The sequence below is a fragment of the Pelagibius sp. genome, assembly GCF_965227505.1.
In the GTDB taxonomy this organism is placed as follows: Bacteria; Pseudomonadota; Alphaproteobacteria; order Kiloniellales; family Kiloniellaceae; genus Pelagibius.
Window position 1 is genome coordinate 81,057 of the sequence record NZ_OZ245757.1, and the last position, 19,353, is coordinate 100,409.

Annotated in this window: 17 protein-coding genes; 14 read left to right on the forward strand and 3 right to left on the reverse strand. The window is 66.7% G+C overall.

Annotated elements, in window-relative coordinates; all coding sequences use genetic code 11:
- The first annotated feature begins 112 nt into the window (after positions 1 to 112).
- The 6 genes from ACO06P_RS00365 (at position 113) to ACO06P_RS00390 (ending at position 8,260) form a co-directional block, all read left to right on the forward strand.
- Entirely contained in the window at positions 113 to 2,797 is a 2,685-nt protein-coding gene (locus tag ACO06P_RS00365) for a valine--tRNA ligase (RefSeq protein WP_420348034.1), read from the forward strand.
- Between the two features lie 83 nt (positions 2,798 to 2,880).
- Positions 2,881 to 3,276, forward strand: coding sequence for a DUF6314 family protein (locus tag ACO06P_RS00370; protein ID WP_421938164.1), 396 nt, complete (start codon positions 2,881 to 2,883; stop codon positions 3,274 to 3,276).
- Between the two features lie 89 nt (positions 3,277 to 3,365).
- Positions 3,366 to 3,977, forward strand: coding sequence for a biotin transporter BioY (locus tag ACO06P_RS00375; protein WP_420348036.1), 612 nt, complete (start codon positions 3,366 to 3,368; stop codon positions 3,975 to 3,977).
- Positions 3,978 to 4,164: 187 nt separating this feature from the next.
- Entirely contained in the window at positions 4,165 to 5,904 is a 1,740-nt protein-coding gene (gene ilvD / locus ACO06P_RS00380) for a dihydroxy-acid dehydratase (protein WP_420348037.1), read from the forward strand.
- 21 nt (positions 5,905 to 5,925) lie between these two features.
- Complete coding sequence (locus ACO06P_RS00385) at positions 5,926 to 7,449, forward strand: M81 family metallopeptidase (RefSeq protein WP_420348038.1); 1,524 nt, start codon at positions 5,926 to 5,928, stop codon at positions 7,447 to 7,449.
- Between the two features lie 199 nt (positions 7,450 to 7,648).
- Positions 7,649 to 8,260 carry a PilZ domain-containing protein gene (locus tag ACO06P_RS00390; protein ID WP_420348039.1) on the forward strand — a complete coding sequence of 204 codons (612 nt, stop codon included), beginning with the start codon at positions 7,649 to 7,651 and terminating at the stop codon, positions 8,258 to 8,260.
- A 16-nt stretch (positions 8,261 to 8,276) separates the two neighbouring features.
- Here the strand turns inward: ACO06P_RS00390 and ACO06P_RS00395 are convergent, their stop codons facing one another.
- From ACO06P_RS00395 to erpA, 3 genes are read right to left on the reverse strand one after another with little or no spacing between them, the layout of a single operon-like run.
- Positions 8,277 to 9,050, reverse strand: coding sequence for a rhomboid family intramembrane serine protease (locus ACO06P_RS00395; protein WP_420348040.1), 774 nt, complete (start codon positions 9,048 to 9,050; stop codon positions 8,277 to 8,279).
- Between the two features lie 29 nt (positions 9,051 to 9,079).
- Positions 9,080 to 9,859 (reverse strand): exodeoxyribonuclease III, encoded by a 780-nt coding sequence (locus ACO06P_RS00400; protein ID WP_420348041.1) that lies wholly within the window; start codon positions 9,857 to 9,859, stop codon positions 9,080 to 9,082.
- A gap of 36 nt (positions 9,860 to 9,895) precedes the next feature.
- Complete coding sequence (gene erpA / locus ACO06P_RS00405) at positions 9,896 to 10,240, reverse strand: iron-sulfur cluster insertion protein ErpA (RefSeq protein ID WP_420348042.1); 345 nt, start codon at positions 10,238 to 10,240, stop codon at positions 9,896 to 9,898.
- 198 nt (positions 10,241 to 10,438) lie between these two features.
- Here erpA and ACO06P_RS00410 point away from each other — a divergent pair, with 198 nt between their 5' ends.
- From ACO06P_RS00410 to ACO06P_RS00445, 8 genes are all read left to right on the forward strand, one after another.
- The gene (locus tag ACO06P_RS00410) at positions 10,439 to 11,626 is read left to right on the forward strand and encodes a deoxyguanosinetriphosphate triphosphohydrolase (RefSeq protein WP_420348043.1); all 1,188 of its coding nucleotides are present in this window, start codon (positions 10,439 to 10,441) and stop codon (positions 11,624 to 11,626) included.
- The gene (gene argS / locus ACO06P_RS00415; protein ID WP_420348044.1) at positions 11,623 to 13,380 is read left to right on the forward strand and encodes an arginine--tRNA ligase; all 1,758 of its coding nucleotides are present in this window, start codon (positions 11,623 to 11,625) and stop codon (positions 13,378 to 13,380) included. The genes ACO06P_RS00410 and argS overlap by 4 nt, the downstream gene beginning before the upstream one ends.
- Positions 13,381 to 14,535: an SPOR domain-containing protein gene (locus ACO06P_RS00420; protein WP_420348045.1), complete on the forward strand. Its 1,155-nt coding sequence runs from the start codon at positions 13,381 to 13,383 to the stop codon at positions 14,533 to 14,535.
- A gap of 87 nt (positions 14,536 to 14,622) precedes the next feature.
- Positions 14,623 to 15,648, forward strand: coding sequence for a beta-N-acetylhexosaminidase (gene nagZ / locus ACO06P_RS00425; protein WP_420348046.1), 1,026 nt, complete (start codon positions 14,623 to 14,625; stop codon positions 15,646 to 15,648).
- A gap of 9 nt (positions 15,649 to 15,657) precedes the next feature.
- A complete protein-coding gene (locus tag ACO06P_RS00430; protein WP_420348047.1) occupies positions 15,658 to 16,365 on the forward strand; it encodes a site-2 protease family protein in 708 nt (235 codons plus the stop codon).
- Positions 16,362 to 17,168: a segregation and condensation protein A gene (locus tag ACO06P_RS00435; RefSeq protein ID WP_420348048.1), complete on the forward strand. Its 807-nt coding sequence runs from the start codon at positions 16,362 to 16,364 to the stop codon at positions 17,166 to 17,168. Before ACO06P_RS00430 ends, ACO06P_RS00435 begins: the two co-directional genes overlap by 4 nt.
- The gene (gene scpB / locus ACO06P_RS00440; protein ID WP_420348049.1) at positions 17,165 to 18,151 is read left to right on the forward strand and encodes an SMC-Scp complex subunit ScpB; all 987 of its coding nucleotides are present in this window, start codon (positions 17,165 to 17,167) and stop codon (positions 18,149 to 18,151) included. Before ACO06P_RS00435 ends, scpB begins: the two co-directional genes overlap by 4 nt.
- Before the next feature lie 91 nt (positions 18,152 to 18,242).
- Positions 18,243 to 19,334, forward strand: coding sequence for an ABC transporter ATP-binding protein (locus ACO06P_RS00445; protein ID WP_420348050.1), 1,092 nt, complete (start codon positions 18,243 to 18,245; stop codon positions 19,332 to 19,334).
- The last annotated feature ends 19 nt before the right edge of the window (positions 19,335 to 19,353 follow it).

Consider the following 19,353-nt stretch of genomic DNA (forward strand, 5'->3'; position numbering starts at 1 on the left):
AGCCTGCTGTATGGCGCAACGGCGCACCATCTGATATCCACATCCCGACTTTATCCGCCGAAGGCGCGCCTGGCTGCGCCGAACGGCTCGTTTTTTTGAAGGATCGCCAGCGATGCTGGAAAAGACGTATCGGCCTCAGGAGGTCGAAGACCGGCAGTATGCGCGCTGGGAGGCGGCCAACGCCTTTGCCGCGCAGTTCGACGAGAGCAAACAGCCCTACACCATCATGATCCCGCCGCCCAACGTCACGGGCAGCCTGCACATCGGCCATGCGCTGAACAACACCATCCAGGACATCCTCATCCGCTATCACCGCATGCTGGGGCGCGACGTGCTCTGGCAGCCGGGCACCGACCATGCCGGCATCGCCACCCAGATGGTGGTCGAGCGCCAGCTGGGTGAGCAGGGGATCGAACTGGACCGCGGCATGCCGCTGGCTCCCGGCAACACGAAACAGATCGGCCGCGACGAGTTCATCGAGCGGGTCTGGGAATGGCGCGAGGAGTCCGGCGGGACGATCCTGAAGCAGCTGCGCCGCCTCGGCGCCTCCTGCGACTGGTCGCGCGAACGCTTCACCATGGACGAAGGCCTCTCAGAGGCCGTTTTGAAAGTCTTTGTAACGCTTTACCGCAAAGGGCTCATCTATCGCGACAAGCGGTTGGTGAACTGGGATCCGCGCTTCCACACGGCGATTTCCGACCTGGAAGTGGAGCAGAAGGAGATCGACGGCCACCTTTGGCACTTCAAGTACCCGATCGAGGGTGAGGAAGGCCGCTTCATCACCGTCGCGACCACGCGGCCGGAAACCATGCTGGGCGACACCGCCGTCGCCGTGCATCCCGATGACGAACGCTACCGGGATCTGGTGGGCAAGCACGCGGTCCTGCCGCTGGTCGGGCGGCGTATTGTCATCGTTGCCGACGACTATGCCGACCCGGAGCAGGGCTCGGGCGCGGTGAAGATCACCCCGGCGCACGACTTCAACGATTTCGAGGTCGGCAAGCGCCACGGCCTGGAGATGATCAACGTCTTCGACCGCGATGCGCGCATGAACGACAGCGTGCCGGAGGCCTATCGCGGCCTCGACCGTTTCGAGGCGCGCAAGCGGGTGGTTGCCGACATGGAGGCTGCCGGCCTGCTGGAGAAGATCGACCGGCACCGCCATACGGTGCCGCACGGCGACCGCTCCCATGTCGCCATCGAGCCCTACCTGACCGACCAGTGGTATGTCGACGCCGCGACCCTGGCGAAGCCCGCCATCGAAGCGGTGGAGCAGGGGCGCACGGTCTTCGTGCCCAAGCAGTGGGAGAAGACCTATTACGAATGGATGCGCAACATCCAGCCCTGGTGCATCTCGCGCCAGCTCTGGTGGGGGCACCAGGTGCCGGCCTGGTACGGGCCGGACGGGGAGGTCTTCGTCGCCCACGACGCGGGTGAGGCCGCCAAGGCGGCCGAGGCCCACTACGGCAAGACGGTGGAACTGACCCGCGATCCCGACGTTCTGGACACCTGGTTCTCCTCGGCCCTCTGGCCCTTCTCGACCCTTGGCTGGCCGGAGGAGACGGAGGCGCTGAAGCGCTACTATCCCGGCGACGTTCTGGTCACCAGCTTCGACATCATCTTTTTCTGGGTCGCCCGCATGATGATGGATGCGCTGGAGTTCATGGACGGCGAGGTGCCCTTTCATACCGTCTACATCCATGCCCTGGTCCGCGACGAGAAGGGCCAGAAGATGTCGAAGTCCAAGGGCAACGTGGTCGACCCCCTGGACCTGATCGACCGTTTCGGGGCCGATGCGGTGCGCTTCACGCTTACCGCCTTGGCGGCGCAGGGCCGCGACATCAAGCTGGCGGAAAGCCGGATCGAGGGCTACCGCAACTTCTGCACCAAGATCTGGAACGCGGCGCGCTTCTGCGAGATGAACGACTGCGCCTACGGCGCGGACTTCGATCCGGTGGCCAACAGCCAGCGGGTCAACCGCTGGATCGTCAGCCAGCTGGCCCAGGTCGAGCCGAAGGTGCGCGGCGCCATCGAGAGTTACCGCTTCAACGAGGCGGCCCAGGCGCTCTACCAGTTCATCTGGCACACCTACTGCGACTGGTACCTGGAGTTCGCCAAGCCGCTGTTCCAGGGCGATGACGAGGCGGCCAAGGCGGAAACCCGCGCGACGGCCCTTTGGGTGCTGCACAAGGCGCTGTTCCTGCTGCACCCCATCATGCCCTTCCTGACCGAAGAGCTCTGGCAGCAGAGCGGGAACGGCGACGACGCGCTGATGACCACCGCGGCCTGGCCGAGCTTCCCGGCGACCCTGGTCGACGAAGACGCCGACAGTGCGCTCAACTGGGTGGTCCGCATGATCGGCCAGATCCGCGCCGTGCGGTCGGAGATGAACGTGCCGCCGGGCGCGCGCGTGGCGCTGATCGTCAACGACGCCGCCGAGACGTCGAAGGGGCGCCTTGCCGATCACGAGGCCCTCATCAAGACCCTGGCGCGGGTCGAGACCATCGCCTTCGACCAGCCGGTTCCAAAGGGCTCCGTGCAGGATGTGGTGGACGAATGCACCCTGGTTCTGCCCTTGGCCGAGGTGATCGACCTGGCCCAGGAGCAGGCGCGGCTGAAAAAGGAAATGGAGAAGCTGAAGGGCGAGATCGGCAAGCTCGACAAGAAGCTCTCCAACGAGCAGTTCCTTGCCAAGGCGCCTGAAGAGGTGGTCGCCGAGCAGCGCGAGCGTCTGGCCGACAGTCAGCAGACCATGGACAAGCTGCAGACGGCCCTGGACCGGCTGGCCTCCGCATAAGACGGTGGAAAAGGGCGGTGGGTAATCCTGAAAATGCGTTTTGTATTAGCGATTTGAAGGGATTTCTTCAGGGCTCGTGGAGTTTGGAGCGAAGCATTGAGGACCACCGCGCCCGCCAAAGCGGGCGGCTCGGCGGCGATGCCAGCTTCACCGCAGCGGGCGCGGATCTGGTCTATCAGGAGGAAGGCCGGCTGGTCATCGGCGACCCTGCCAGCCCTGTTTATGCCGGGCCCGTGCTGCAGTCCTATCTCTATGCGTTTCCGGTACCGTCGAAGGCCGAGGTGCGCTTTCGCGACGGCCGGTTCTTCCACGCGCTGGACCTTTCGAACGGCCCTTGGGCCTGTACGCACCTCTGCGATCCCGACCGCTACGAGGGCGAATTCACAGTTCTGGACGCCGACACTTGGCGCGTGGTCTGGACCGTGACCGGGCCGCGCAAGGAGCAGAGACTTGACAGCACGTACCGTCGGGCGCTGTAAGATGAGCCCGGCGTGGTCGATTCAGACTGCGAGAACATCTTGCCAGAACATCTTGCCAGAACATCTTGGATGAAGGGGAACCGAACGACATGACGGCTTTGCAAGCACGGCACGGGACCTTGGCGGCGGCCTTGTGGCCCAGCCAGGGCAGACTGGCGGAAATGAACAGCCTCCTGCGGGCCTCGCTGCTGGCGGTCGCCGGTTCGCTGTTTCTCTGGCTCTGCGCCAAGATCCAGGTTCCGTTCTATCCGGTACCGCTCACCATGACGACGTTCGGCGTGCTGGCCGTCGGCATGGCCTTCGGTTGGCGCCTCGGTGCGGCCACCGTGCTGCTTTATCTGGCCCAGGGCGCCATGGGTCTGCCGGTTTTCGCCGGGACGCCTGAAAAGGGCATCGGTCTGCTGTACATGACCGGCCCGACCGGCGGTTATCTGTTGGGTTACGTGCTGATGGCGGCCGCCTGTGGCTGGCTGGCCGAACGCGGCTGGGACCGGAACGTCTTCACCGCTGGTCTCGCCATGCTGATCGGCAGTGTTTTCATGTATCTGCCGGGTCTTTTGTGGCTCGGCGTCCTGTTCGGTTGGGACAAGCCGATTCTGGAATGGGGTTTGATTCCATTCATCCCCGGCGATCTGCTGAAACTGGCCCTGGTTGCTCTCAGCCTGCCGCTCGCCTGGAAGCTGCTCTCCAAGCTCCGCTAGGCAGCGGGTCAGCTTCACACCTCGAGGGGCCGGCCTTTTGCCGGCCCCTCTTGCATTGTCGGCCCGGACAGCGCGCCAATTTGCGCATGGCGGCATGCAGAATTCGCGGTGGTCGGGCCTCCGGGCCCCGGCTATCCTCGCCATAAGAGCAAAAACGAGACACGATCAAAGAGGGAGCCCCGCGCCAATGCCGCTCGATTCAAAGTCCAAGCCGGTCTTCGACAAGTCCAAGCTGCCCAGCCGCTACGTCTCGGTCGGCCCCGAGAGTGCGCCGCACCGGTCCTACTACTACGCCATGGGCATGACCGACGAGGAGATCGCCCAGCCCTTTGTCGGCGTGGCGACCTGCTGGAACGAGGCTGCGCCCTGCAACATCGCCCTGTCGCGCCAGGCCCAGGCGGTGAAGCTGGGCGTCAAGGCCGCCGCGGGCACGCCGCGGGAGTTCTGCACCATCACTGTCACCGACGGCATCGCCATGGGCCACCAGGGCATGAAGTCGTCTCTGGTGAGCCGCGACCTCATCGCCGATTCCGTCGAACTGACCATGCGCGGCCACTGCTACGACGCGCTGGTGGGCCTGGCCGGCTGCGACAAGTCCCTGCCGGGCATGATGATGGCCATGGTGCGCTTGAACGTGCCCTCGATCTTCATGTATGGCGGTTCCATCCTGCCAGGGCGCCACAAGGGCAGGGACATCACCGTGCAGGACGTCTTCGAGGCGGTGGGCGCGCACTCCTCGGGCAAGATCTCCGACGAGGAACTGCGCGCGGTCGAGTGCGCGGCCTGTCCCTCCGCCGGGTCCTGCGGCGGCCAGTTCACCGCCAACACCATGGCCTGCGTCTCGGAAGCCATGGGCCTGGCGCTGCCGGGGTCCGCCGGCGCCCCGGCGCCCTACGAGTCCCGCGACGCCTACGCCGAGGCGTCGGGCCGCGCCGTGATGAACGCCTTGGCCAAGGGCATTCGCCCGCGTGACGTCGTGACCCGGCGATCGCTGGAGAACGCGGCGCGCATCGTCGCCTGTTCCGGCGGCTCCACCAATGCCGGGCTGCATCTGCCGGCCATCGCCCACGAGGCGGGGATCGACTTCGACATGGAGGCGGTGACCGATATCTTCCGCTCCACCCCCTACATCGCCGACCTGAAGCCGGGCGGGCGCTACGTCGCCAAGGATCTCTACGAGATCGGCGGGGTGCAGGTGATCATGCGATCCCTGCTGGATGGCGGATACCTGCACGGCGACTGCCTGACCGTGAACGGCAAGACCATCGAAGAGAATCTGGAGGGCATCACCCTGCCGGAAGATCAGGACATCGTAAGGTCCTGCTCCGGCCCGCTGTCGCCCACCGGCGGCGTGGTCGGTCTGCGCGGCACCCTGGCGCCGGAAGGAGCCGTGGTGAAGGTCGCCGGCCTGACGAACCAGAGGTTCCGCGGCCCCGCCCGGGTCTTCGACTGCGAGGAGGACTGCTTCAAGGCGGTGGAGAACCGCGAATACGAAGAGGGCGAAGTTCTTGTGATCCGCTACGAGGGGCCCAAGGGCGGCCCCGGCATGCGGGAAATGCTCTCCACCACCGCCGCGCTCTACGGCCAGGGCATGGGCGACAAGGTGGCGCTGATCACCGACGGGCGCTTCTCCGGCGCCACCCGCGGCTTCTGTATCGGCCATGTCGGGCCGGAGGCGGCGGTCGGCGGGCCAATCGGCCTGCTGGAGAACGGCGACATGATTGTCATCGACGCCGAGACCGGGGTGCTGGACGTCGAACTGTCGGAGGAGGAACTGGCGGCCCGCAAAGCCAAGTGGCAGCCCCGCGAACACGATTATCAGTCCGGTGCGATCTGGCGCTATGCGGCGACCGTCGGCCCGGCCTTCCTCGGCGCTGTGACCCACCCCGGCGCAAAGGCCGAGACGCACGTCTTCGCGGATATCTAGAGCGGACAATTGGGCAGGGCCATGGCGCGCATCGCGGTCGGCGGGTTTCAGCACGAAACCAACACCTTCGCCCCCTCCAAGGCGACCTACGACGACTTCGCCGCGGCCAGCGCCTGGCCCGGCCTGACGCGCGGAGAAGGCTTGTTCGAGGCGGTGGCCGGCATCAACATCGGCATCGCCGGCTTCGTCGAGGCGGCGACCGCTGCGGGCCATGACCTGCTGCCGCTGTCCTGGAGCCAGGCCACTCCCTCCGCCCAGGTGACCGAGGATGCTTTCGAGCGCATCGTCGGTCAGATGGCGGAAGACCTGGCGGGCATGGAGGACCTTGACGGCCTCTACCTCGACCTCCACGGGGCCATGGTCGCCGACCATGTCGATGACGGGGAAGGGGAGATGCTGCGACGCTTCCGCGATGTGGTCGGGCCGGAGCTGCCCATCGTCGTCAGCCTCGACCTCCATGCCAACGTCACGCCGGCGATGGTCGCCTTTGCCGACTGTCTGGAGATCTACCGCACCTATCCGCATGTCGACATGGCCGCCACGGGCAAGCGGGCGGCGGCACAGTTGGAGGCCCTGATCGCGGGCCGGGGCGGGCGCTTCAAGGCCTACCGCCAGCTGCCCTTCATGATCCCGCTGTCCAGCGGCTGCACTTACGAGGGGCCGGCGAAGGAGATTTACCGCGAGGTGAAGCTGTTGGCGCAGGAGCCGGGGGTCACCGGCGTCTCCTTTGCCTGCGGGTTCTGCCCGGCGGACTTCCCCGATGCCGGGGCGTCGCTGGTGGCCTACGGGCAGACGCAGGGCGCGGCGGACGGGGCCGCCGAAAGTCTCTATCGGGCCGCGGTCGAACGGGAGTCCGCCTTCGCGCTCGAGGTTCTGTCGCCGGTCGAGGCGGTGCGGGAGGCCAAGCGCATCGCTGCCCATGCGGACAAGCCGGTGGTGCTGGCCGACGCCCAGGACAATCCCGGCGGGGGCGGCAACGCCGACACCACCGGGCTGCTGCGCGCGCTGCTGTCGGAGCGGGCCGAGGGCGCCGTCATCGGCAACATCTTCGATCCCAAGGCCGCCGAAGCCGCCCATGCGGCGGGCGAAGGGGCGGCGGTGTCGCTGTCTTTGGGCGGCCACTCCGGCATTCCGGGCGATGCCCCCCTCGAGGCCGAGTTCCGGGTGCTGAGGATCGGCGACGGCCGCCTGACGGGCACCGGGCCGTTCTACAAGGGAGCCCCTATGCAGCTTGGCCGCACGGCCCTTCTGGAACTGAACGGCGTGCGGATCGCCATTGCCTCCAGCAAGGTCCAACTCGCCGACCAGGCAATGCTGCGCCACCTGGGCGTGGAGCCGGCGGCCCAGAAGATCCTGGCCCTGAAATCCACCGTGCACTTCCGCGCCGACTTCCAGCCCATCGCCGAGACGGTGCTGGTGGTGGTGGCCCCGGGCCCCGTGATCCTCGACAACCGGGAGCTGCCGTTTCGCCGCCTGCGGCCGGGCCTCAGGATCATGCCGCTGGGGCCGGCCTTCGAGGGAGCGGACGGCCGCGCGGCCTCCTGACCGCCCAGCCAGCCTGCCCAGCCCGCCCGCCCAGCCAGCCCGGAAGGGACATGGAGAACCCTGATTCGTCCGGGTTTTTCTCGAATCCGCGCTTTTGTCAGTTGTTAACGGACACCGCGTCATAGTGGCCTCCGCTTTTCCTGTGGGTGGCCGGCGATCACCGTCGGCGTCCCACATGGCAACCCAGGCGGGTAGGGTCATGACAGAGCTACGGCTTGTCGAACAGCAGATTGCCGTCATGCAACCGGGCAAGCTTCACAGCCCGGACGGCATCGTCGATTGCGAGGTGCTCTCCGTATCGCGCGGTGCCGCACGAGTACGCCTGCTGGGGGACCTGCCGGAGCTTGGCCGGCTTTACCTCGCGATCCGCGGTTTCGGACAGCTGGAATGCCGGCTGGAGCGGACGGAAGGCGAGTCTGCCGATCTGGCATTCACCGGCGATGCCCAGAGCCTGGACGCCATGTTCCAGGACATGCTCGATCGCTTCGGCGATGCGGAGGGACGCCGCCGCTATCTGCGCCGCTCGGTGCTCTGGCCGGGCAGTCTGAAGGGCGACGGCGCCACCGTCGACTGTACGATCCTCAACATGTCCCTCGGCGGCGCCAAGGTCGCGCTGGTCGAGGAACGCGGCTTCTCCGGAACGGTCACCCTGATGGGGGACCGCTTCGAAGGACTGGCGGCCACCGTCGTCTGGAAGAGCGGGCGTGTGCTGGGGCTGCAGTTCAAGGCCGACACGGCCCGGGTCGCCGCTGCGCTGGGCGAGATACTGCCCGCCATCAAGGAAAGCGTTCTGGTCGGCGCTGCCCAGTAAAGGGCCTCGACAGCGACTACCCCCAGGGTCCTCGGCGCCGGCCGTCCTGCCCCTTTTGTTCGCGCTGCCAGCCGACGCCGCGCCGCAGGGTGACGCCACCGGGCGGATCGCCCAGCCCGAACAGCGGCACGGCCTTGTAGCGAAAGAACGGGATCAGGGCCGCTCCGGCCACGAAGCCGCCGATATGGGCCCACCAGGCCACATTGCTTCCGCCGCCATTGGCCAGGGCGACGAACTGAAATCCGAACCAGAACACCAGCAGCAGCCAGGCCGGCAGGTAGAGCGGGATCACCACCACCGGCACCAGCACCTTCGCCTTCGGGTGCAGAATGAGATAGGCGCCCAGCACGCCGGAGATGGCGCCGCTGGCGCCGATCAGCGGCGTGGTGGAGGCCGGATCGATCCCCAGCTGCGCGAAGGCGGCGAGCACGCCGCAGAGCAGATAAAACAGCAAGAAACGGACATGTCCCATGGCGTCTTCGACGTTGTCGCCGAAGACCCAGAGATAGAGCATGTTGCCGAAAAGATGCATGAAGTCGCCATGCAGGAACTGGTAGGTGAGAAGAGTCACCCAGGGGTCGACCAGAACCAGCGCCTCGGCGAGCTGAGCTTCGCCCGTCAGCGTCGCGGGAATGGTGCCCAGGCCGTAGACCATCCGGATAAAGCCTTCTTCACCGGCCAGGGCCTGGATCAGAAAGACAAAGGCGGTAACCGCCAGCAGGCTCCAGGCGGTCAGCGGCTTGGCGATCAGATAACGCGGTGTGGTGTCGTGCAGGGGAATGAAGGGCATGGCGGCGTCCCCGCTTGCGGCGCCTGCGGTCAGGCCGCGTCGCGCAGCCGGCAGACCACCGGCGTGTGGTCCGAGGCTTTCTTCTCCCCCCGCGGTCCGCGATCGATCTCGCAGCTGTCCAGCCGGTCGGCCGCCTGGGGCGAGAGCAGGAAATGATCGATGCGAAGGCCGTGGTCGTTCTGCCAGGCGCCGCCCTGATAGTCCCAGAAGCTGTATTGGTGCGGCTCGCTGTGGAGTGCACGAAAGGCCTCGGTGTAGCCCTGGTTCAAGAGCGCCCGGAAACGCTGGCGGCTCTCCGGTTGCGCCAGCGCATCGCCGGCGAAGGCCCTGGGATCGTAAACGTCCTCGTCCTGCGGGATGATGTTGTAGTCCCCGCCCAGCACCACCGGCGCCTCGCCTTGCAGCAGCGCGCGGCCGTGGTCCAACAGCCGGTCCATCCAGGCCAGCTTGTAAGTGAACTTCTCGGTCTTGATGGGGTTGCCGTTGGGCAGGTAGATCGAGGCGACACGCAGGCCGAAGGTGGTGGCCTCCAGATAGCGCGCCTGTTCGTCTTCCGGGTCGCCGGGCAGGCCGGTCATGACGTCTTCCAGCGGCGCCTTGGAGAGGATCGCGACGCCGTTGTAGCTCTTCTGTCCGTGGACGGCGACATTGTAGCCAAGGGCCTCGATCTCGAGCCTCGGGAAATTGTCGTCTACGGTCTTCAGTTCCTGCAGCAGAGCGACGTCGGGGGCCGCGGTCTCAAGCCAGGCGAGAACGTTCGGCAGGCGGGCCTTTATGGAGTTGACGTTCCAGCTGGCGATGCTGGTCATGGCCGGGAACGCCGGGTCGCGGACCGCGCTCTGCGATCAGATGGCAAAGGAGGTGCCGCAGCCGCAGGACGAGGTCGCATTGGGATTGCGGATCTGGAAAGACGAACCGCCGAGGTCTTCGACAAAGTCAACCTCAGAGCCAGCCAGCAGTTCCAGCGACGTCTCGTCGATGACGGCGACGACGCCGTCGCGCTCGAAAGTGCGGTCGTCCGGGTTGACGGTCTTGTCGAAGGAGAAGCCGTACTGAAAGCCGGAACAACCGCCGCCGGACACCGAGACCCTGAGCATCAGGGCGCTGTCGTTCTCCTGCTCGATGAGCCAGGCAACACGCTTCGCAGCGTTTTCCGTCAGGGCAAGTGCGGGGGCGGTCTCTACGTCCATCGCAGGCATCGTTCCCATTCACGATCCGTTAACCACAAGCGCCGTGGGCCTTTTTGGGCGCCATCCACAATGTATCACCAAAGATGTAGGGACTCCTGCGGGCTTGTCAAACGGTGCCTGCCCGCGCTGGCGGCGGCCGGCCAAAAACGGCGGAAAACCGCCATTGCCACCGGCTGACCGAGGTCTTAGGGTCGCGCCATGCCAGAGCCGATTCCCGCAGCTTCTTTTGCCTGCCGCCCGGACGAGACGCGGGGCCGGGATTATCCGGAGCCGGAAAGCCCGACCCGGTCGTGCTTTCAGCGGGATCGGGACCGCATTGTCCACGCCGCCGCCTTCCGCCGCCTGAAGTACAAGACCCAGGTCTTCGTCTATCACGAGGGCGATTACTACCGGACCCGGCTGACCCACTCCATCGAAGTGGCGCAGATCGCGCGTTCCATCAGCCGCAGCCTGGGCCTCAACGAGGACCTGGCGGAGGCCATGGCGCTGGCCCACGATCTGGGCCACACCTGCTTCGGCCATGCCGGAGAGGATGCCCTCAACAAGGCGATGCAGCCCTACGGCGGCTTCGACCACAACGAGCAGACCTTTCGCATCCTCACCCTGCTCGAGCGCCGCTACGCGGAGTTCGACGGCCTCAACCTGACCTGGGAGACGCTGGAGGGCATCGTCAAACACAACGGACCGCTCACCGGACCGGCGTCGCGCAACGATGCCGTGCCGGAAACCATTGCCCGCTATTGCCGCGAGGTCCGCGACCTGGAGGTCGACACCTTCGCCGGGGCCGAGGCACAGGTGGCCGCCCTGGCCGACGACATCGCCTACAACAACCACGACATCGACGATGGCCTGAGAGCGGGCCTCTTTCCCTTGGAAGAGCTGCGCGATCTGCCCCTGGTCGGGCCTGTGCTGGCGGAGGTCTCGCAGCGTTACCCGACACTGGAGGAAAGCCGCCTGATCCATGAGACCATCCGGCGCATGATCGATCTCATGGTCACCGACCTGCTGCAGGAAACGCGCAGCCGTGTCGGCGCCCATGCCCCGGGCTCCGCCGAGGAAGTGCGTCTGCTCGACCGGCCCTTGGTTGCCTTTTCCGACGAGATGCGCCAGAACGACCGCGCGCTGAGGGATTTCCTGTTCCAGCGCATGTACCGGCATTACAAGGTCAACCGCATGACCACCAAGGCCAAGCGGGTGGTGCGTGAGCTCTTCGACCACTATCTGGAGCGGCCGGATTGCCTGCCGGACGAGTGGCGCGCCGAGGCCGAGGAGGTCCGCGGGGTGGCGCGGGCCCGGCTGGTCGCGGATTACATCGCCGGCATGACCGACCGCTACGCCCTCGTGGAGCACGCCAAGAACTTCGATCTTCGAGTTGGAAACGCATGAATCTTTTCAAAGAGTTCCGGGGCATTGTCATCGAGCAGCTTGAAGCGCTGACAGCGGAAGGCCGGCTGCCGTCCGGGCTCGACCTCCGCCGTGTCGCAGTGGAACCGCCGCGCGACCCGGAGCATGGCGACATGGCCACCAATGCGGCGATGGTGCTGGCCAAGGCTGCCGCCTCGAAGCCGCGCGACCTGGCCGAGGCCCTGGCCGGCAAGCTTTCGACGGTCGATCACGTCAGCGAGGCCACGGTGGCCGGGCCCGGCTTCATCAACCTGCGGCTCGAAGCCGGGCTCTGGATGGAGCAGTTGCGCGAGATCCTGAGAGCCGGAACCGCCTATGGCGCCAGCACCCTGGGGCAGGGCCAGGCGGTCAATGTGGAATACGTTTCGACCAACCCGACCGGCCCGCTCACCGTCGGCCATGCGCGGGGGGCGGTGGTCGGCGATGCCCTGGCTGCACTGCTGGCCAAGGTGGGCTACGCCGTCACGCGGGAGTACTACATCAACGATGCCGGCGGGCAGGTCGACGTGCTGGCGCGCTCGGCCTACCTGCGCTACCTCGAGGCCCTGGGTGAGGACATCGGCGAAATCCCCGAAGGCCTCTATCCCGGCGACTATCTGAAAGAGACCGGCAAGGCACTGGCCGAGCGCGACGGCGACAAGTGGATGGCTGCGGCGGAGACGGACTGGCTGCCGGTCCTGCGGCGCTTTGCCATCGATTCCATGATGGACCTGATCCGCCGCGACCTGGCGGCGCTCGGTGTCCACCAGGACGTCTTCTCTTCGGAGAACGAGCTTGTCCAGGCCGGCGGCGTGGACGCAGTGCTCGCGCAACTCGAAGAGCAGGGGTTGATCTACACCGGCACCCTGGAGCCGCCGAAGGGCAAGCCGCCGCCCGACGATTGGGAACCGCGTCCCCAGTTGCTCTTCAAGGCGACGGAGTTCGGCGACGACGTCGACCGCGCCCTCAAGAAATCCGACGGCAGCTGGACCTACTTCGCCAACGACATGGCCTATCATCTCGACAAGTTCCGCCGGGGCTTTCCGACGATGATCGACGTCTGGGGCGCCGATCACGGCGGTTACGTCAAGCGCATGCAGGCCGGCGTGAAGGCGCTGACCCGGGGCGAGGGCGCGCTGGACGTCAAGATCTGCCAGTTGGTCAATCTGAAGCGCGGCGGCGCGGCGGTGAAGATGTCGAAGCGGGCGGGGACCTTCGTGACCCTGCGCGAGGTCATCGACGAGGTCGGCAAGGATGTCGTCCGCTTCATCATGCTGACCCGCAAGAACGATGCATCGCTGGACTTCGATCTTGAGAAAGTGGTCGAGAAATCGCTGGAAAACCCCGTCTTCTACGTGCAGATGGCCCATGCGCGCTGCCGCTCCGTGCTGCGGCTGGCGGCGCAGGAACTGCCGGATCTGGATCTAGATCCTGTGTCTTTGGCGGGTGCGGACCTCAATCTCTTGACCGACTCGGGAGAGCTGGGTCTGATTAAACAGTTGGCGGAGTGGCCGCGGCTTCTGGAGGCTGCGGCGGAAGCGCATGAGCCACATCGCGTCGCATTTTATCTCTACGATGTGGCTGCGGCGCTTCATGCGCAGTGGAACCGCGGGCAAAACCAGGCGCTGTTGCGCTTTCTGCTCCCTGACGAACCGCAGGTCACCCGGGCGCGCTTGGCGCTGCTGCAGGCCGTGGCCTTTGTGATCGCATCGGGGCTCGAGGTCTTTGGCGTCGAGCCGGTGGAGGAGTTGCGCTGAATGGCACCGAGCGACGGTCGGAACGACACTGGTCCGGGCGGCCGGGGATCCGACCTGTCGGTTGATCCTTCAGACGGCCCGCAGCGGGCCGCGTTCAGCGACGAGGGGATGCGGCGCATCATCTATGCCCAGGACCGCGATCCGCACGGTGATGCTTTCGGCGAGGACACGGCGGAGCTGGAGGCCGACCTTCAGGGCCGGCGCCGCCTGATCCCCGTTGTTGTGGCGCTGGCCGCGCTGGTCTGTTTCGGCGGTATCGTCTGGTACGCCTACTCCTGGGGTACGGGAGAGGTTGCGGAAGATCGCCTGCCGGTCGTCGAGGCGCAGCCTGGCCCGGAGAAGACGCGGCCCGAGCAGCCCGGTGGCCTGGAGGTTCCGCATCAGGACAAGCTGGTCCTCAACCAGGGTGAGCCCGAAGGCGGCGCCCCGCGGGTCGAGCAGTTGCTGCCGCCACCGGAAACGCCACAGCCGCCGGAGCCGCTGCCTGAGCAGCCCTCTGCCGGAGCGCAGGCTGTTCTGCCGCCGGAGAGCGAACTGCCGGACCTTCCGCCTCCGCCGGCCGGTCTTGCGGACGGCAGCGAAGCCCCGGCTGCCGGTGTTCCGGCTGCAGGGGGACAGACCGAAGCGCCCGAGGTTGCGGCGATTCCAGAGATCCCCCAGATCCCCGAGATACCGCAAGCACCCGGCAGCGGTGCGCAGGACACGGCCGTGGCGCAGCCACCGGCGGGCGAAGGGGGAATTGCCCTGCCGCAACGCAAGCCTGAGGCGCCGGAGCCCGCGGCGCGCAGCGGCGAGGATCAGATCGCCCGTCTGCTGGAAGCCGTACCTCTGGAAACCGCCGGCGGCCCGCCCGCGGAGAGTGAAGCCGTTCAGTCCGCCGCTGTGCCGGCTGGCCAAAGCCCGCGCGCGGGGGACATCGTTCTACAGCTTTCTTCGGTGAAGTCCGAGGCGGCGGCGGCGCGCGAATGGGCGCGGCTGCAAGGCGAACATCCGGCGCTGCTGGGGGGCCTTTCGCTGGCCCTCGACACCGCCCAGGTGCAGGGCACCACCTACTATCGGGTCCAGACCGGTCCCTTTCCCAGCCGCAGCGCCGCCAACGATCTCTGCGGCCAGCTGAAAAGCAGGAACCAGGACTGCCTTGTTAAACAGCGCTAGGGGGTCAATCAGCGCTGGGGAGCCAAACAGCGCCAGGGAGGCAGAGCGTGTCAGGCAGAGCGGCGTAGCCGCCGTGGTCTTTGCGCGATGAGCGACGGCGCCGCGCCCCGGGCGGTCATCTATGGCTGCGCCGGGCCGACACTCTCGGCGGCGGAAGAGGCCTTCTTCAGGGACGCCGATCCGCTGGGCTTCATTCTTTTTGCACGCAACTGTGAGTCCCCGGATCAGCTCCGCGGGCTGGTCGCTGCATTGCGCGCCTCGGTCGGGCGCGCCGACGCGCCGGTTCTGATCGATCAGGAGGGCGGCCGGGTGGCCCGCTTGAAGCCGCCGCAGTGGCGCGCCGCCCCGCCGCCCAGTTTTTTCGGCCGCCTCGCCACCCATGACCGCGAGCGTGCCGCCGAGGCGCTGGGCCTCAACACCCGCCTGCTGGCGATGGAGCTATGCGATCTGGGGATCGACGTCGACTGCGTGCCGGTCCTGGACCTGCAGTTTCCCGGCGCCAGCGACGTCATCGGCGACCGCTCCTTCGGCGGCGATCCGGCGCTGGTCGCGGACCTGGGGCGCATCGTCTGCGACACCATGCTGGCCGAGGGCGTGATGCCGGTGGTGAAGCACATCCCGGGGCACGGGCGGGCGCGGGTCGACAGCCACAAGGAACTGCCAGTGGTCGGGACCGGCCTCGCCGAGCTTTCCGCTACCGACTTTCAGCCCTTCGAAGCCTTGGCGCAGGCTCCCTGGGGCATGACCGCCCACGTCGTCTACACAGCGCTCGACGGCGAGCGGCCGGCAACGACCTCGGCGAAGGTGATCGCGGAGATCATTCGCGGCCAGATCGGGTTCCAGGGCCTGCTGTTGTCCGACGACCTGTCGATGGAGGCGCTGGAGGGCGGGCTGGACGCGCGGGCGTCGAAGGCGCTGGAGGCCGGCTGCGACATCGCGCTGCACTGCAACGGCAAGCCTGAGGAGATGGAGGCGATTGCGCGCATCGCTCCGGTCATGACGGCGGCGGCGCAGGACCGCTTTGCGGCAGGGCGGCAGCGCCTGGGGCGGCCGGAGGCCGCGGACCGGGAGCTGCTGCAGCGGCGGCTTGACGTTCTGATGAGTGTCGGCTAGGCGCTGGTGATGGATTTCAATCTTTCCGAGCTCGCCTACATCGCCTCTGTCTGGGCGCTGCCGGTCCTGCTGGCGATCACCCTGCACGAAGCGGCGCACGGATTCATCGCGTGGTCCTACGGCGACGATACGGCCTACAAGCTGGGGCGGGTCACGATGAACCCGCTGAAGCACATCCACCCGATCGGAACGATCCTGCTGCCTTTGGCCCTGATCGTTCTCAAGGCGCCCTTTCTGTTCGGCTACGCCAAACCGGTTCCTGTGGCCACCCACCGTCTGCGCAAGCCACGGCGCGACATGGTCTACGTCGCCGCGGCGGGGCCGATGGCGAACCTCATTTTGGCGGCGATCTCCGCTCTGCTCTACAACCTCGTCCCGTTGCTGCCGGATGGGGCGGCCCTCTGGCTCGCACAGACCCTGCGGATCTCCATCATCGTCAACCTAGTGCTGGCGGTGCTGAACCTGTTGCCGCTGCCGCCGCTGGACGGCGGCCGGATTGCCGTCGGGATCCTGCCGATTTCCCTCGCCGTCCCTCTCGCCCGCCTGGAACGCTACGGGATTTTCATCCTACTGGGCGCGTTTTTTCTGCTGCCTTACCTGGGCCGGGAACTGGGTCTGGACATCCGCGTGTTTGATTGGCTCATCCGTGCCCCTGTAAACTGGATGCTGCCGTTCTTTTCGGGCTTGGCCGGCCTGCCGGAGGCAATGCGACTGTGAGCGATGTGATTCCTTTCGAAGAAGGTGTCGAGGGTGCGCGCAGCGCCACCCGCGACCGCCTGTTGCTGGAACTGGACGGCTATGCCGGGCCCATCGACGTGTTGCTGGAACTGGCGCGCGACCAGAAGGTCGATCTGACCCAGATCCGCATCCTCGATCTCGCCGAACAGTACCTCGAGTTCGTGAAAGAGGCCCGGGCCATCCGGCTGGAACTGGCGGCCGATTACCTCGTCATGGCAGCCTGGTTGGCTTATCTCAAGTCGCGGCTGCTGCTGCCGGAGGTGGGCGGCGAGGAGGAGCCGACGGGCGCCGAGATGGCGGCGGCGCTGAAGTTCCAGATGCAGCGCCTGCAGGCCATGCGCGATGCCGGCCAGAAGCTGATGGCGCTGCCGCAACTGGCGCACGACATCTTCGCCCGCGGCACGCCGGAGCGGCTGCGCACGCGCACAACCACGACCTACGACGCCAGCCTCTTCGACCTGCTGAAGGCTTACGGACGCAACAAGACCCGCGCGACCGTCACCAACCTGGAGATCAAGGCGACCGAGCTCTACTCGGTCGACGAGGCCATGTCGCGGCTGACTTCGCTGTTCGGCGCGGCGGTTCCCGGGTGGCGTTCGCTGTCTTCCTTCCTGCCGCCGGAACTGCGCGGCGATCCGCTGCTCACTCGCTCGGCCCTGGCCGCGACCTTCGCGGCCAGCCTGGAGCTGTGCAAGGCAGGCAAACTGAAGATCCGTCAGGACGGCACCTTTGGCCCGATCTATCTGCGCGGCACCGATGAGGAGCAACAGGAGCATTCATGAGCGCTGACTTTGATAACGTGCGGTTGGTCGAGGCCCTGCTCTTTGCGTCGTCCGAGCCGCTGGCGCCGGCTCAGCTCGCCCGCTTCCTGCCGGAAGAGACCGACCTGGATGCGATCCTGAGCGATCTGGAAACGCTCTATGCGAACCGCGGCGTCAACCTGGTCAAGCGCGGCGGGCGCTGGGCCTTTCGCACCGCGGTCGATCTGGCACCGCGCATGGAGCTGGAGACCAAGGTCGTCCGCAAGCTCTCCCGCGTTGCTTTGGAGACCCTGGCGGTGATCGCCTACCACCAGCCCGTCACCCGCGGCGAGATTGAAGAGATCCGCGGTGTCGCGCTCTCCAAGGGCACGCTCGACACGCTGCTGGAGATCGGCTGGATCAGGCCCAAGGGCCGGCGCAAGACCCCGGGCCGCCCGGTCACCTGGGGGACCAGCGAGGCTTTTCTCGACCACTTCGGTCTTGAGTCCCTCGATGCCCTGCCGGGTGCCGAGGAACTGAAGGCGGCGGGGCTTTTGGACAGCCGGCCGGCGATCACGGCCCTGGGCGACCGCGGGCTGTTGCCTGGGGTCGGCGAGGTGGCGCCCGAAGCGGTCGACGAAGACGACGAAGACGAGGAAGACGAAGGCGGCGAGGGCGGCCTCGCCGAAGGCGACGAAGGGGTTCTCGATCCGGCATTCGGCGAGAACCTGCTGCCGCAGGAAGTCGACCTCGCTGCGCTCTCTGCCGAAGATCAGCACGGCGCCGACGCACAGGATGCGGAAGAGCCGCCCGCCGAGGCCGGCGCGGCGGACGACGCGGAAGCCAGTGACCCGGAAGAGCATGACCCGGAAGAGGGCGGCTCCGCAGAAGATGGCTCCGCAGAAGATGGCTCCGCAGAAGATGGTTCCGCAGAAGATGGTGCCGTAGAAGATGGTTCAGCGGACGAAGAGACGGGCGAGCTCGTCGATCTGAACGCCGATGGAGCCAAACGCGGCCACGGCTGACGGCCCGATAGGGCGGCACCCCGTTGCGAACGGCTTGCAGAACCGGCGGCAAGTCAGTATGGCAGGGGCGGTCCAATCCGCCGGAATCTCGATGCAAGCGCCAGTCCCATCAGCCCTCGTTCTTGAGCACGTCAGTCATGCCTTCGGCAGTCTCCAGGCGGTCGACGATCTCAGCCTCTCCCTATCTCCAGGCGAGGTGGTCTGCCTCCTGGGTCCCTCCGGTTGCGGAAAGACGACGGCGCTGCGGGTGGCTGCGGGGCTGGAGCCATTGCAGCGCGGCCGCGTTCTGATCGGCGGCGAGGTTGTGGCCGACACGGGCCGGGATCTGCCGCCGGAAGACCGCTCTGTCGGCCTGGTCTTTCAGGACTATGCCCTCTTTCCCCATCTGACGATCGCCGCGAACGTCGCCTTCGGGCTCAAGGGCCTTACCGCCGCGGAGCGCCGGGCCCGGGTTCTGGAGGCTTTGGAGCGGGTGGGCATGGCCCAGTCCGCGGAAGCCTATCCTCACACGCTTTCCGGCGGTCAGCAGCAGCGGGTGGCCCTGGCGCGGGCGCTGGCGCCGCGGCCGCGCCTGATGCTGCTCGACGAGCCCTTTTCCAACCTCGATGCCCGGCTGCGCAACAAGGTGCGCGACGAGACGCTGCATGTGTTGAAGGAAAGCGGTGCCACGACGCTGATGGTGACCCACGACCCGGAGGAGGCCATGTTCATGGCTGACCGCATCGCCCTGATGCGGGAGGGGCGTGTCGTGCAGGAGGGGACGCCGGCGGAACTCTACTACCAGCCTGTGGACGCTTTTGTGGCCTCTTTCTTCGGTGAAATCAATTATTTGGAAGGCATTGTTGACACCGGACAGGTATCCACACCCTTCGGCATGATCGATGCCGGCGGGCTCGCGGAGGGGACGCCGGTGGAGGTCCTGATCCGCCCGGAGGCCCTGCGCCTCGGCCCCGTCACCGGCGCCAACGGCAGCCATGGCGCGGTGCAGCAGGCGGTCGAGGTGATGGCGGCGCGGCTGATGGGCCGCACCAGCCTCATCCATATCCGCGCGCTTGACGTAGCCGATCAGGAGACACACTTCCATGCTCGAGTGCCCGGGCGGTTTTTGCCACCTGAGAACGAGCGTCTTCGGGTCGATCTTGATCGCTCGCAAGCCTTTGTTTTTCCGCGGGAGACGGATTAACCCTGTTGGCCAGGATCGT

Bases quoted from the DNA above. Each gene is read 5' to 3' on its own strand.
- ACO06P_RS00365 (WP_420348034.1), top strand. From the start codon at position 113: ATGCTGGAAAAGACGTATCGGCCTCAGGAGGTCGAAGACCGGCAGTAT.
- ACO06P_RS00375 (WP_420348036.1), top strand. From the start codon at position 3,366: ATGACGGCTTTGCAAGCACGGCACGGGACCTTGGCGGCGGCCTTGTGG.
- ilvD (WP_420348037.1), top strand. From the start codon at position 4,165: ATGCCGCTCGATTCAAAGTCCAAGCCGGTCTTCGACAAGTCCAAGCTG.
- ACO06P_RS00385 (WP_420348038.1), top strand. From the start codon at position 5,926: ATGGCGCGCATCGCGGTCGGCGGGTTTCAGCACGAAACCAACACCTTC.
- ACO06P_RS00390 (WP_420348039.1), top strand. From the start codon at position 7,649: ATGACAGAGCTACGGCTTGTCGAACAGCAGATTGCCGTCATGCAACCG.
- ACO06P_RS00395 (WP_420348040.1), bottom strand. From the start codon at position 9,050: ATGCCCTTCATTCCCCTGCACGACACCACACCGCGTTATCTGATCGCC.
- ACO06P_RS00400 (WP_420348041.1), bottom strand. From the start codon at position 9,859: ATGACCAGCATCGCCAGCTGGAACGTCAACTCCATAAAGGCCCGCCTG.
- erpA (WP_420348042.1), bottom strand. From the start codon at position 10,240: ATGGACGTAGAGACCGCCCCCGCACTTGCCCTGACGGAAAACGCTGCG.
- ACO06P_RS00410 (WP_420348043.1), top strand. From the start codon at position 10,439: ATGCCAGAGCCGATTCCCGCAGCTTCTTTTGCCTGCCGCCCGGACGAG.
- argS (WP_420348044.1), top strand. From the start codon at position 11,623: ATGAATCTTTTCAAAGAGTTCCGGGGCATTGTCATCGAGCAGCTTGAA.
- ACO06P_RS00420 (WP_420348045.1), top strand. From the start codon at position 13,381: ATGGCACCGAGCGACGGTCGGAACGACACTGGTCCGGGCGGCCGGGGA.
- nagZ (WP_420348046.1), top strand. From the start codon at position 14,623: ATGAGCGACGGCGCCGCGCCCCGGGCGGTCATCTATGGCTGCGCCGGG.
- ACO06P_RS00430 (WP_420348047.1), top strand. From the start codon at position 15,658: ATGGATTTCAATCTTTCCGAGCTCGCCTACATCGCCTCTGTCTGGGCG.
- scpB (WP_420348049.1), top strand. From the start codon at position 17,165: ATGAGCGCTGACTTTGATAACGTGCGGTTGGTCGAGGCCCTGCTCTTT.
- ACO06P_RS00445 (WP_420348050.1), top strand. From the start codon at position 18,243: ATGCAAGCGCCAGTCCCATCAGCCCTCGTTCTTGAGCACGTCAGTCAT.